At 65.4% G+C, this 13,073-nt stretch carries 13 protein-coding genes; all 13 read right to left on the bottom strand.

Features of this window, described 5'->3' with window-relative positions:
* Window positions 1-32: 32 nt before the first annotated feature.
* Genes AC07PQ_RS15225 through AC07PQ_RS15165 form a run of 13 tightly spaced genes read right to left on the bottom strand, consistent with a single transcriptional unit; the run spans window position 33 to window position 12,218 of the window.
* Window positions 33-935, bottom strand: coding sequence for a LysR family transcriptional regulator (locus AC07PQ_RS15225; RefSeq protein WP_493185819.1), 903 nt, complete (start codon window positions 933-935; stop codon window positions 33-35).
* A 58-nt stretch (window positions 936-993) separates the two neighbouring features.
* The gene (locus AC07PQ_RS15220; RefSeq protein ID WP_007924552.1) at window positions 994-1,650 is read right to left on the bottom strand and encodes an HAD family hydrolase; all 657 of its coding nucleotides are present in this window, start codon (window positions 1,648-1,650) and stop codon (window positions 994-996) included.
* A complete protein-coding gene (locus AC07PQ_RS15215) occupies window positions 1,647-2,849 on the bottom strand; it encodes an MFS transporter (protein WP_007924550.1) in 1,203 nt (400 codons plus the stop codon). Before AC07PQ_RS15215 ends, AC07PQ_RS15220 begins: the two co-directional genes overlap by 4 nt.
* Window positions 2,842-3,747 carry an ABC transporter substrate-binding protein gene (locus tag AC07PQ_RS15210; protein WP_007924547.1) on the bottom strand — a complete coding sequence of 302 codons (906 nt, stop codon included), beginning with the start codon at window positions 3,745-3,747 and terminating at the stop codon, window positions 2,842-2,844. Before AC07PQ_RS15210 ends, AC07PQ_RS15215 begins: the two co-directional genes overlap by 8 nt.
* Window positions 3,740-4,351, bottom strand: a complete 612-nt coding sequence (gene nudK, locus AC07PQ_RS15205) for a GDP-mannose pyrophosphatase NudK (RefSeq protein ID WP_493185818.1) — start codon at window positions 4,349-4,351, stop codon at window positions 3,740-3,742. Before nudK ends, AC07PQ_RS15210 begins: the two co-directional genes overlap by 8 nt.
* Window positions 4,352-4,355: 4 nt before the next feature.
* The gene (mtnP, locus tag AC07PQ_RS15200) at window positions 4,356-5,267 is read right to left on the bottom strand and encodes an S-methyl-5'-thioadenosine phosphorylase (protein WP_007924543.1); all 912 of its coding nucleotides are present in this window, start codon (window positions 5,265-5,267) and stop codon (window positions 4,356-4,358) included.
* On the bottom strand, window positions 5,264-6,376 hold the full coding sequence (locus tag AC07PQ_RS15195; protein WP_493185817.1) for a fatty acid desaturase family protein: 1,113 nt from the start codon (window positions 6,374-6,376) through the stop codon (window positions 5,264-5,266). Before AC07PQ_RS15195 ends, mtnP begins: the two co-directional genes overlap by 4 nt.
* A 2-nt stretch (window positions 6,377-6,378) precedes the next feature.
* Window positions 6,379-7,077 carry an HAD family hydrolase gene (locus AC07PQ_RS15190; RefSeq protein WP_007924532.1) on the bottom strand — a complete coding sequence of 233 codons (699 nt, stop codon included), beginning with the start codon at window positions 7,075-7,077 and terminating at the stop codon, window positions 6,379-6,381.
* Entirely contained in the window at window positions 7,074-8,444 is a 1,371-nt protein-coding gene (locus tag AC07PQ_RS15185) for an NAD(P)/FAD-dependent oxidoreductase (RefSeq protein ID WP_007924531.1), read from the bottom strand. The genes AC07PQ_RS15190 and AC07PQ_RS15185 overlap by 4 nt, the downstream gene beginning before the upstream one ends.
* Window positions 8,425-9,531, bottom strand: a complete 1,107-nt coding sequence (locus AC07PQ_RS15180) for a DegT/DnrJ/EryC1/StrS family aminotransferase (protein ID WP_007924530.1) — start codon at window positions 9,529-9,531, stop codon at window positions 8,425-8,427. The genes AC07PQ_RS15185 and AC07PQ_RS15180 overlap by 20 nt, the downstream gene beginning before the upstream one ends.
* A complete protein-coding gene (locus AC07PQ_RS15175; RefSeq protein WP_256593449.1) occupies window positions 9,528-10,040 on the bottom strand; it encodes an NUDIX hydrolase in 513 nt (170 codons plus the stop codon). Before AC07PQ_RS15175 ends, AC07PQ_RS15180 begins: the two co-directional genes overlap by 4 nt.
* Complete coding sequence (locus tag AC07PQ_RS15170) at window positions 10,040-11,149, bottom strand: DegT/DnrJ/EryC1/StrS family aminotransferase (protein ID WP_253366481.1); 1,110 nt, start codon at window positions 11,147-11,149, stop codon at window positions 10,040-10,042. Before AC07PQ_RS15170 ends, AC07PQ_RS15175 begins: the two co-directional genes overlap by 1 nt.
* Entirely contained in the window at window positions 11,139-12,218 is a 1,080-nt protein-coding gene (locus AC07PQ_RS15165; protein WP_007924527.1) for a Gfo/Idh/MocA family protein, read from the bottom strand. The genes AC07PQ_RS15170 and AC07PQ_RS15165 overlap by 11 nt, the downstream gene beginning before the upstream one ends.
* Window positions 12,219-13,073: the final 855 nt, after the last annotated feature.

The raw sequence follows: 13,073 nt of genomic DNA, 5'->3' as shown, positions 1-13,073 counted from the left end.
ATCCATCATTTCAGCCAGCGCAATAATCCGCGCTACGGTTGCAACGCCGGGTGTTCGCGCAGCGCCTGCACCGCGAAGTCGACGAAACTGCGCACCCGCGCCGGGGCCTTGCGCCCGCCCTGATACACCACATGGATCGGCAGCGGCGCCAGTTCGAACTCCGCCAGGACAATCTCCAGCTCGCCCGCCGCCACCTTGCCCGCGACCTGGTACGACAGCACCCGGGTCAGGCCCAGCCCCAGGCAGGCGGCACTGATCGCCGCCTGGTTGGCGGTGACCACCAGCCGCGGCTCCGGACGAATATTCAAGGGCGTTCCGTTATCGTCGAACAGCCAGCTTCTGGACTGGCCGATGGACGACGGCGCAATCACCGGCGCCTGGCGCAGTTCCTGGGGATGCCGTGGTCGGCCATGCCGCGTCAGAAACCCCGGGGAAGCACAGATGACCCGCCGCACCTCGCCGACGCGCATCGCGTGCTGGCCGCTGTCGGGCAACTCGCCGATGCGCACCGCGACGTCCATGCCTTCCTCGACCATGCTCACCACCCGGTCGACCAGCAGGGCATTGATGCTGACCTCGGGAAAGCGTTCCAGGTAATCCACCATCAGCGGGGTCACGAACAGCTCGCCGAACAGCACCGGAGCGGTGATCGTCAGTTGTCCGCGCGGGAGGGCATGGATGCCGGCGGCCGAGGCCTCGGCGTCCTGCAACTCGGCGAGTATGCGCCGGCTGTCTTCCAGGTAACGCTGGCCGGCTTCCGTCAGCAGCACATTGCGCGTGGTGCGGGTCAGCAGCTGGGTGCCGATACGCTGCTCCAGCGCCGCCACCGCCCGGGTCACGCTGGGCGCGGACAGCCCCAGGCGCCGGGCCGCGGCAGCGAAGCCCTGCTCCTGAGCGACGCTGATGAACACCTGCATTTCCTGGAATCGGTCCATGACGGTCCTCGCAGTACGGCGCCCTGCCCCGGTACCGTCCCGCATGGACCGCCCGGGCTCAGGCAGGGACCTGGAGTCGCTGCCACAAGGCCTCATCGTTGAAGTCCCGGATGATACTCCGCGCACCCGCCTCACGAAGCTGAGTTTCCTCCAGGCCCGAGAGCAGGCCAAAGGTGTGGATGCCCGCCGCTGCCGCGGAACGCACGCCGGCCAGCGAGTCCTCGAAGGCCAGCGCCTGATCGGCGCTCGCGTCCAGCAAGCGCAAAGCCGTCAGATAAGGCAGCGGGTCGGGCTTGCCGCGCGCCAGCTCACCGCCGATCACCAGTGCATCGAAACGCTCGGCAATCCCCAGGCCCTGGAGCATGGCTTCGGCGTTTTCCCTCGGCGCGTTGGTCACCACCGCCATGGGGATACCGGCCGCCTGGGCATAATCCAGTGTACGCAGCACGCCAGGAACCGGAATAGTCTCGCGCAGCTGGGCGCGGAACATGGCCTCCTTCTGCGCCGCCAGCTCCGGGTATTGCGTCGCCGGCGCCTGGGGAAACAGGCCGGAGAAAATCATGTCGTCGGGAAAGCCCATCACATGGGCCTTGTAGTAATCCAGGCTCATGGATTTTCCCCAGCGCGACAGCAACTGGTTGTAGGCGTTGAGGTGCAGGTCATCGGTGTCGATGAGGGTGCCGTCGAGATCGAACAACAGGGCAGAAAGCTTCAAGGGCGTGCTCCGGAAAAATGCAGACCGCGGGCGATCGGCAGCATGAGAAAGGGATAGACGATCAACAGGCTGAAAGCCGCTTCGACACCGATCCGCGAGGACAGCAAGCCCAGCAGGAAAGGCGCCAGCAGCAGCGCCACACCCACCGCCTGCGAAGCCTGGGCGCTGATGGCCGAGCTGGCCTGGGGCGCGATGCGCATCGCCGAACCGAGGATCAGCGGGAAGAAATTGCCCAGGCAGGCGCCCAGGACAAAGATGAACAAGGCCGTCGGCAGCCGGGTCTGGCTGAAGTACAGCAGCACCAGGGTGGCGATGGCCCCGAGCATCACGCCGACCAGCAGCGGCAACGGGCTGATGCGGATCAACGCATAACGGCTGGCCAGGCGCCCGCACACCGTACCGGCAAAATACAGGCTCATCAGCGTGGCCGCGGCCGAGGCGCTGACCTGGACATGCACGGCCAGGTATTCCGCGCCCCAGAAACCGACGCCCCATTCCGCGGAAATACCCAGCAGCACCAAGGCCCACAGGCTCAGTTGCACCCGCCGGGTCATGTGGGTCTGCCCGCTCTCACGGGCTTGATCGGTGGCGGCGAGTATTGCCGGGGCGTTCCAGGCACTCCGCGAGAGCAAGGTCACCAGCAGCGCGACGGCGGCGATGCTGCTTGGCACCAGGCGCCAGGACAGGCCCAGGCCGGTTATACCACCCACCAGCAGGGCGCCGCCGAGCACGCACAACCCGGCGACGATGTGCGCCTCTACCAGCCTCGGCGCGGCCTGTTCGCGATAACGCTCGCCCAGGGCCGCCTGCCCCACCGCCAGTACAAATCCGCCCGACAGGCCCATCGCCCCGGCGGCGAGCAAGCTCAGCGACCAGTGTCCGGCAAGGGCGAACAGGCTGCTGGCAATAACCACCGAGAGGCAGGCAATGGTGCTCATGCTCGTCGAGCGCAGCCGTCGTTCCAGCCAGCGATAGGGCCAGCCGACCAGCGCCAGGCCGGCGGCATAGGCGGCGAAATGCAGGCCGGCCCAACCGAGGTCGAGGGCCAGGGTGTCGCGCAGGAACGGCATGATCGGCCCGAGCAACCCTTGCTGGGCGCCGAACAGCCCGAACAGCAGGTAAAGGAACCACGGGCGTGCCTCGCGGACCTGCTCCTGGCGGCTGAGCGCTTGACTGGAATCTCGCGCGGCTTCAGCCATGAGCCGTCTCCCGGCTAAACAGCGCCTGCCAATGCCGACAGCGCGCCGCCTTGTCGCGACTGGCCTGCAAGGCCGCCAGCGGTTGCAGCACGCCGACCGGGTGAGCCTGGCCCGGCACGACCTTGCCATAACGCTGGCTGATCTGCGCCGCGGCCGGGGTGAGCATCCATTGCAACGCCTGCTGCGCATAGGCGGCGTTGGGTGAGCCGGCCCGGCAGGCGAACACCTCGTCCTCATAACAGCGTGCATCTTCGGGCACGCACCAGCGCAGTTGCGGGTGCTGTTCGGCAGCGCGGGTGGCCGCGGTCGACACCGTCACCCCCAGCCAGGCCTGCCCCTGCACGACGGCCTCGATCGGCGCCGTGGAGGAGCCGCTGATCGCAGGGCCATGCCCGGCCACCTGGGCCAGCAGCGCCCAGGCGGGTTCGCCGTAATGTTCGAGCAACGCGCTGAGGTGCAGGTATCCGGCACCGGAGCGCGCGGGATCGGGCAAGGCGATGCGCCCGGCCCATTCGGGGCCTGTCAGGTCCTGCCAGCGGGTCGGCACCGACAGGCCCTCGCGGGCCAGGACCTTGGGGTCATAACAGAAGGCCGGGACAAAACCCGATGCCGCGAACCAGCGGCGATCCGTGGCCACCGCGGCGTCCGGCAGGCCGGCGAATTCGATGTCCGTCAGCGGCATCAGTTGCCAGGCCAGGGCCGGGTCGAGCAAGGCGGTGGCCGCCGTGCCCAGCAACAGGTCCCAGGCCCCGGCGCTGCCACTGTGCAGGCGCTCGATCAGCTCCGAGGTGGAACAACGGGTCAGGCGCACCGGCATGCCGATGTGCTGGCTGATGCCGGCGATGAATTCGGCCAGCTCGGCGTTTTCCATCGAGCTGATGGCGTTGAGTTCAGTCATCGGCGGCGACCTCCAGCAGACGATGCAGCTTGGCGTACTGCAGCAGCATGATGGTCTTGCCGTCGCAGATCTCGCCGCTGTCGATCATCGCCAGGGCCCGGTCGATCGGCAGCTCCAGCACCTCGATCTCTTCGCCCTCGTGTTCCAGGCCGCCACCCTCGCTTTGCTTGTCTTCATCGAAATATTCGCCGACGAAAAAGTGCAGGCGCTCGGTGACCGACCCCGGGCTCATGAAGGCTTCGAACACCTTGCGCACCTCACGGATGCGATAGCCGGTTTCCTCCTCCGTCTCCTTGTGGATGCAGGTCCGCGCATCGTCCTTGTCCAACAGCCCGGCGCAGGTTTCGATCAGCATGCCGTCGTGTTCGTTGACGAAGGCCGGGAAGCGAAACTGCCGGGTCAGTACCACCGTCTGCTTGACCCTGCTGTACAGCAGGATGGTGGCGCCATTGCCGCGGTCGTAGGTTTCCCGGTCCAGGGTGCGCCAGACCCCGTCGCGGCCCTGGAAGTCGTAGGTGGTCTTGCGCAGCACGTACCAATTGTCCGAAAGCACTTCGACCTGATGGATCCGCACCCGGTCCTTGGTGGAGATGGCCTGGTTCATCGCTTCATTCCTTGCTCGCAGAGAGATGAGTGGCATGGGGCGCAACGCTCAACAGACGCTCGACCATCCGCGGGTCCCTGTGCTCGGGCGCGGTCATCACCGCGGTGTCCAGGGCGCGATCGCAACCGCAGGGGCAGGCACCTGCATGCTGGCCCAGGCGGGTCACGGCTTCGGTCACCAGGCGCCGGGTCAGGTTGAAGGTGTCCGCCATGCGTTGCGCCACCAGGGTGGCGTTCACCGGCTCGTGGGATTCGTGCCAGCAGTCGAAATCGGTCGGAATGGCAATCATCGCGTAGCAAAGCTCGGCCTCGCGGGCCAGCTTGGCTTCAGGCATCGCGGTCATGCCGATCACCGTGCCGCCCCACTGGCGGTACAAGTGGGACTCGGCGCGGGTGGAGAACTGCGGGCCTTCCATGACCACGTAGGTGCCGCCGTTGCGCGCCTGGATATCAGTGGCCTCGGCACTCTCGGCGAGCACGCCACGCATGCGCGCGCAGACCGGCTCGCCGAAAGGCACATGGCCGACCAGCCCGGGGCCGAAAAAGGTTTTTTCCCGCTGGATGGTGCGGTCGATGTACTGGTCGATCAGCACAAAGCTGCCGGGAGGCGCGTCGTGGGTCAGGCTGCCCACCGCGCTGACCGACAGCAATTGCGTGCAACCGACGCTGCGCAGCGCGGCGATGTTGGCCCGGGCATTGATCGAGGCCGGCGGAATCACATGCCCCACGCCATGCCGTTGCACAAAGGCCACGGGCACGCCATTGAGCGTGCCCAGGGTGAGCGGCGACGACGGCGTGCCGAAGGCCGTCGTGCATTCCACTTGCTGAATGTCCTGCAGGCCAGGCAGCTGTTGCAGGCCGCTGCCGCCGATGATGCCGATACGTTGAACGTGCTGGGTTGGAGTGGAATGGGTCACAGGCTACCTCTCGACTTCAGGGGGGACGGTTCGTGTTCGGTGCACACCAGGCGCTCATAGAGTTCGGACAGGGCCGTGGGCGCATTGCCGCGAGGCAACAGCAGCCCTTCGCTGGCGTTGCTGCTGTAGCGCGGTTCGTGGATTTTCAGGTGCCGGTCGATCGCCGGCAGGTAGTTCCAGCGCACGCCGGGGTACAGGGAATGCGCCAGGTGATAGGCGTCGGACGTCGGGGCGATGAATACCCGCACCAGCCAGCCGGAAACCCCGAAGTAATCGGTGGGCCGGCCCGCCAGGTATTCCAGCTCGCGGCGATTGCGCGCGGTGCCCTCGATGAACCAGCGGTGCTCGGTCAGCAGCGAGATCCAGGCAAAGACCGGATAGGACGTCAGCAACGGCAGCAACCAGCCGAACAACACGCCTTTCCAGCCACCGAAGGCGTACAGCAACACCGCCACCGCCGCCACACTCAGGCACCGCGCCAGGGTGGTCAGGCGTGAGTGGTTGAGCAGGCTGCTGCGCACCAGGGTGGTGAGATTGACCCAGGCCCCGCGGGGGGTCAGCGGGTACAGCAACAGCGCATAGAAACCGCTGGGCGACAGGCCCGCCACATAGCCGCCGGCATGCACCCGGGCGCGGTTGGGATCGAGTTGCGGATGGTTGGGGTGGCGATGGTGTTCCAGGGTGTGGGTCTGGTGCCGGCTGCGCATGTCGCGCTTGAACATCGGGAACTGGTAGAACACGTTGCTCAGCCACCACTGCCAGGCATGGTGGCGACACAGGGCGAAGTGCACCGCGTTGTGCCCGAACTCCTGCAACGCGCGCATGCGCCCGCCGCTCCACAGCAGCACGGCCAGCCAGGCCAGCGGCGACGAGTAGATCGACGCCGCCTGCACCGCGGCGACTATATCCAGCCACGTCCAGACAAAGGGCAACGGCGCGAACCAGGTATCCAGCGGGCGGTAGTACTGCTCCCGCCGCCCCTCCAGGCGCGGTATCAGCTTGAGCAGGCGCAGCACCCGCTGCGCATCCCGGTAATAGAACGCCACCAGCGCGCGCAACAGCAGCGAAGCAGCGATCAGGCCCAACAGGACAATGTGCTCGGTGTCCATGATCAGGCCCCCTCGTGAACGACGGCGCGCCGCTCGTCACTGGCGTAATGGCCCAGCAGTTCGCCCAACCCACCGAAGACCGGGGCGTCGGCCTGCCGCAGGCGGTTGAGGTCCTGATGGCCGGTGCTGACCAGCAGCGGCTGCCAGCCGACGGCCCGCGCCACGTCGTAGTCGTGCAGGGTGTCGCCGATGAACAGGGTGCGCCCGGCCGGTGTGCCGAGCTTCTCCTGCAGCATCAGGGCCTCGGCGGTCTTGCTGGTGGCCTGGTTGTGGCTCAGCCCCACGACATGCTCGAAATGCCCGAGCAGGCCCTTGGCTTCCAGGGTCTTGCGCAGCACGTCGCAATGCGAGGCGGACACGATGGAGACGCCGATACCGGCATTGCGCGCCGCCTCCAGCACCTCGAATACCCCTTCGTGCAGCGGGCACTGCGCAACATGCGTATCGAAATGCTCCAGGTAGTGTTCGACGATTCGCGCGAAGGGCGTGCGCTGCAGGTCGAACCCCAGGGAGGCGTAGAAATCGGCAATCGGAAAGTCGAACAGCGCACGGTAGCGCCCGGCATCGATGGGCGGCACCGCATAGCGCTCGCCACAGCGATTGACCGCGCTGACCGCCAGGGCGATGTCGTCGATCAGGGTGCCGTTCCAGTCGAAGACCAGGTGTTCGATCCCCGAGAAGTGCAGTCGATCATCGATCATGGTCGGGTTTTCTCCGCAAGAAGGGCGTTGAGGGCGATACGCGAGGCGATCGCCGGTGTGTAGAGCTTGCTGGGCTCCATCACCAGGTTGGTCACGCCAATCTGGGTTTCCAGGGCCCGCCGATTGTTCGCCGAGACCTGGCCCAGGCCGGCGCCGTACCAATGATGGAAACGCGTGCGCCAACTGCGCTGGCCAACGGTTTCAGGAAAGCGGAAGTCTTCGGTGGTGGCCATGCTCCAGGCGCCATCGACCACTTCGCACAAGCGGCCCTGCAATTGGCGAAAGCCCTGGCCGCCCTGCAATACCTGGTCGATGTGGTGGTCGATGCAATCGGCCTCCAGCGCGCCGATGGTCATGCCCTGGCTGTACAGCGGGTTCATGCTGCTCAAGGCATCGCCGACCACCAGCAGCCCGGCCGGCCAGTGCTCGACCCGATCGAAGTGCGTGCGGCGACTGCCGGGCATCTTGAAGGTGTAGACCGGCGACAGCGGCTCGGCGTCGCGGATCACCTCATGGATATCTGGCACCGGAAGCGCCGCCAGCGCCTGCAGGAACTCCTGCGGGTCGTTGCCGGGAAAGTGACCGAACCAGCCACCGGTGGTGACCATCCAGCGGTCGCCTTCGATCGGGCTGATCACTCCCATGGAACGCTGCAACGGCGCCTTGGGCAGCACCAGCAGGACCTGCCACTGCTCGGCATAGGCCGGAAGACGCCGGTAGATGCGCGACGCATAACCCAGCTCGGTCTTGACCACGCTGGTCTCGACTTCGCCGAAGCCGGCCTCTTTCAGCCACGTCGGCAAGCGCGTGCCACGCCCGCTGGCGTCGACCAGCAGGTCGCAGCGCAGGGTCCGCTCGCCGTGGCCATCGTCGACGGTCACCGCCTCGACCCGCCGGGAAGGATCGACCCCGGTGAACTCGATCTGCGTGACCCGGGTGCTCGACAGCACCTCGATGTTCAGCACGCCGAGCAGGGCCCGGCGCAGCTGGTTGTCGATCAGGCGCCGGCTGCAGTAATGGGCATAAATGCCACTGCGGTAACGGTTTTTCCAACGCCCGCCCTGGTACCACTTCACGTCGTGACCCAGGTCGGCCACCTGCGCGCCGCCCTGCTCCAGGGCGCTCAAGGTGCCGGGGAAGATGCCTTCGATAATCTGCTTGCCGCGCAGCAGCAACAGGTGGACGTGATGCTCCTGGGGCAAGCTCTGGCGCGGCCCGGTCTCGTCGAAGAAATCGCTCTTCTCGATCACCGTGACACGCTGGAAACGCCGGGCCAGGACCGCGGCCGTCAGGCAGCCCGTCACGCTGCCGCCGATGACCACGGCATGGCGACCGCCCGTGGCGGTATCAGGCTGGGGAGTAGTCATTGAGCACCTTTGCAATGTAGGCCAGGTCGTCGCCCGCCAGGCCCGGGTGCAGCGGCACCGTGGTCAGCGAACGCAGCAACCGGGCGGCGTTGGGGCAATCGCGGCGGTACTGCGCCAGCAGCGGCAACTGGTACAGCGGCTGGTTGTCGTACTTGCCGATGTCCGAAGGGATGCCGTGACGCTGCTGGTAATGCACCAGTTCACGCCCGTCGTGCCCCACCGCCTGCAACAGCAAGGCATAGGCGTTGGCCTCTCCACCGGGGGTCAGCGGCAGTTCGCGGATCGCCGGGTTGTCCAGTTGCTCCAGCAGCTGCCGACGGTTGGCCTGGCGCTGGTGCAAGCGGCTTTCCAGCTGCCGCGAACGCGCCAGCCCGAGGGCGGCCTGCAAGCCGCCGAGCTTGAGGTTGATGCCCAGGGTTTCGCCGGTGAGGTTGCCGAAGCGGGTGTAGGCGCGGATACGGCTGGCACGCTCATCGTCATCGGTCATGACAAAACCGCCCTCGCCGGTGGACATGAACTTGCAGTCGTGGGTGCTGAAGCAACTGATGTCGCCATGCTGCGCCAACCAGCTGCCGTTCAGGCGCGTCAGGTGCGCATGGGCCAGGTCCTGGATCAGCGGAATGCCGGCCTGGCGCGTGGTGGCCCAGGTGGTATGCGAGGCGATCGGATACCCCCACATCGGCACCTCGATCACCGCGCAGGTACGCGGGCCGATGCAGCGTTGCAGGTCATCCGGGTCGAGCCCGAAGTTGTCCGGCGCCACATCGCAGAACACCGGGACCAGGCCCAGGGACAGGATCGGCAGGACGGTGCAGATCGGGCACGTGGGCGCGACTATCACTTCGTCCCCCGGCTGGAACCGCACGCCGGCCAGCGCCGCGGTGACCGAAGCGGCCCCCGACGACACGGCGATCACATGACGCACGCCGTACAACACGGCAAGCGCGGTCTCGTAGTCCTCGACGATCTGCGAGGTGCCGGTCAGCCCTGTCGCCAGGGCGCGTTGCAGCTCGGGCACATCGTCGGCGGTATCGTGGCCACACTTGTCCGCGATGACCCGGGCCTGTTGAGCAAGGGCCTGGTTCATGGCGCCACCTTCCGGCCGACCATGTCCCACACCTCGGCATCGGCGAACACCCGGTCCACCATGCGCCGGAAGTTGGGGAACATCTTCAGCTCGGCGGTTTCCTGGCGGCTGAAGAAGCGCGCGTTTTCCACCTCGCGCTCCGGCGGGCAAGCCCGCAGGTCGGTGGCGGTGAGGTAGATCAGGTCCAGGTGGTAATGCGGCCCGCGCTTGTCATCGATGTATTCGCAGAGGATCCGGTAAGGCTGGTGCAACACAGTGACATCGGTCTCGGCATCGGCCAGTTCCAGGTCACGCTCGCCCAGCAGGGCGGCGTGAATCCCGGTTTCTTCGTAGATCTCGCGCAGCACCGCCACATCAGGGGTTTCCCCCTGTTCTATGTGGCCGCCCGGATACAGCCAGACCCCCAACTTGCGGTGGTGCAACAGGAGCATCTTGCGGTCGGGGTTCAACACGAACGCCGAGGCCGTGAAATGCCGGTCCAGGGTCGAACGATCAAGAACGTCCGTCATCATGCGGCCCCGTACTGGTTGATCCGTTCGGCCATGTAGTCCAGTTCGGCGCGGGTAATGTCCGGATGGACCGGGATGGTGGTCATGCTGGCCAGCAGCGCCTCGGCGTTGGGGCAGTCGTTGCGGTACTGGGCCAACGCCGGGAACTCGTAGAGCGCCTTGCAGCCGTAGCGCTTGATGTCCGACGGGATGCCCGCCTCGTCCAGGTAATCGATGAAGGCCCGGTTGTCGGCGAAATGCAGCTCCAGGTTGAGGAAGTAGTAGTTGGTCCGTCCGCCCTCGATGATGACCTTTTCCCGCACCTTGCTGTGGTCGAGCTGCTGCAGGAAGTAGGTGGCATTGGCGCGGCGCTGCTCGATCTGCGCGGCCAGCGAGTCCAGGCGGTTGGCGCCCAGGGCGGCAGGCAGCGCGGCCAGCTTGTAGTTGAGGCCGAAGTCCTTGCCGTTGAGGTTGCCGAAGCGGCTGTAGTCGCGGCAACGCTGGGCCAGTTGGTCGTCGTCGGTGAGGATGAATCCGCCCTCGCCGGTGGCCAGCGGCTTGCGTTCGTGGGTGCTGAAGCACGACAGGTCGCCGTAGGCCGACAGCGGCCGGCCATTGAGGGTGCTGCCATGGGAATGCGCCAGGTCGAGGATCAGCTTGATCCCCAGCTCGCGGGTCAGGCCTTGCAGCTCATCGACTTCGGTGGGGTAGCCCCACATCGGAATATCGATGATCGCCCGGGTCCGCGGGGTAATGCGGGCCTTGATCGATTCCGGGTCGGCGCCGAAACCATGACGGCGGGTGTCGACGAAGATCGGGTTGGCGCCCGCGGCGATGATCGGATAGATGGTGCACAGCGGGCAGCTCGGCGTCAGCAGGACGTCGTCGCCGGGACCGACGCCGGCGGCGTAGATCGCCACGCTCAGGGCCGCGCCACCCGAGGAGACCGCGATCGCATGCCGCGCCTCGAACCAGGCTGCCAGCTTGGCCTCGTATTCGCCCACCACATCGCTGGTGCCGGACAGCGGCCGTTCCAGGGTGTTCTGCAAAGTCAGCAGATCGTCGGCGTACACCGGACGGTATTTGTCGGAAACGGAGATGCGGGCGGTGCTGGACAGATTAGAGGACATTGGTCTGGGCTCCGAGAAAGGCTGGGGACTTGGCGGCATGGGTGGAATGGAGGGCAAGCACGGGGGCGACATCGGCGCGGGCGCTGTCGGCATGACAGATCTGCTCGATCACCCGGAAGGTCGGCAGCAGGCTCTCGAAGCTGGCCTCGTAAGGCGTACGGTTGCGCACCGCGTCGAAGAACTTCTCCAGTTCGCCGAAATAACCGCTGCGCTCATAACCCGAATCCAGCGGCCCTGGCTGCCACGCGCCGCGCCAGCGCTTGGCGGTGCCGGTTGCCCCGGTGCCATGCACCGGTTCGTGCAGGGTGATGTTCCACAGGTTGTTGAGCTCGACCATCATCGAATTGGAGCTGACGATCTTCATGTCGAATTCGAAGTACGGGAACATCGTCCCGCTCAGCAGGCTGACCGTCGCGCCGGAGCTGAAACCGAGCTCCAGGCTCACCAGCAGCGAGTCCTCGTGGCGCTGGACCCGGGATTCGATATCGCGCAATTCGCCGCCGCCGAAGGTCACGCCAAGGTCGATGGTGTGAATCGCCTGGGCCAGCAGGAACGAACGCAGCGTGGAATCCAGCCCCCACAGCGGCGCGGTGGGTTTGCTCGCATAGTGGTTGAGCTGGATGTGCACGACCTTGCCGAACTGCTCGGTGCGCGTCATATCGCGCAGCTGGCGCATGGGCTTGGCATATTTGAAGTTCATGCCCACGCCAGTGACCACCTGGGCCTGGCGCGCCGCGCCGATCAGGTATTCGAGCTCGGCGAGGGTGAAGCACGGCGGCTTCTCGACGAAGACATGCACGCCCTTGGCCATTGCCTTGATCGCCAGGTCCCGGTGCGCCTGGGGCGGGCACGCCATGACCACCGCATCCAGCGCAGCGGTATCGAGCATCTCATCGAAGTCGTCGGTGATCGCGACCTCGGAAATGAAACGGTGAATCTGTCCGGCGCGGGTCAGGTCGCTGTCGCACACGGCGACGATGCGAATATCCGGCATTTGCAGAAGCGTGGGCAGCAGGTTTTCTTGCATCTGCGCGCCGAGACCGACGATGCCAACTCTGAGTACAGTCATAACCATCTCCATCCTGGAAAAGTGGGTACTGCGTCATGAAAAGGTTGGACGAACGACTACACGGGATCCGCCTCGGGTCACCTGCGGAGTGAGCCGATCCGGTCCGACATTCGCTTCAATCGAGGCAGGATTGCCTCAGAACAACGGATCACCTTTACAGAGTCCGTTCGGGCTGTTGCCCAGGGTCACCCGGGTGGAACACTCGGATGTTTCTCGCCACACGCCGACACCCGGCTGATGCCGAGGAGTCATAGAAGCGTGATAGACAGAAGGGATAGCGCCGCGAAGGCAATAGGAAGGAGGGGAACCAGGTCGAATCGAACGCCGGTGGCAATGAGCAACCTGGCCGAAAACCTGGATCGAAGAATTGTGGCTTCGTTTAAAAACGGAACAACGACCGAAATGCCGATACGCATGCATGGCTGAATCATCCTTGAAGCGCTGTTTCTATCCCTTGTTATGCAGGAGCTCCGGTTCCGTGAGCCCTTGCTTTGCACACACCTCATCAATGTGTGGCTTGGATGTATAGATCAGCCTTTTTCGGAGCGCAAATCAGTTGCTATATCGTTTCATCATATTGTTTTGAATAATCCGGACATAAGGCAACGGGCCATATAGGCCCGGAGCCGGCGTCGTTGAATCCGCGGCCAAATTGACCCGCGCCATCCATTGCGTCTTTTGCGCAAGCGTCGCGACGACCGGGCATAGCGGGTTGCGCAATCTCACGACCTGAGGCCGCACGGGCCCTGGCGCTGAAGTTTGATCATTGTTGAGGATTATTGATTCGGATTATCCAGCCCCTACGGGCAACATTGCGCTACGCCTTGAGCGACAGACAGGCATCGCCTCGCGTCA

The organism is Pseudomonas sp. GW821-FHT09E12 (assembly GCF_059416085.1).
Note: the sequence above shows the minus strand (reverse complement) of the source record. Positions and strands in the feature narration are given on the sequence as shown.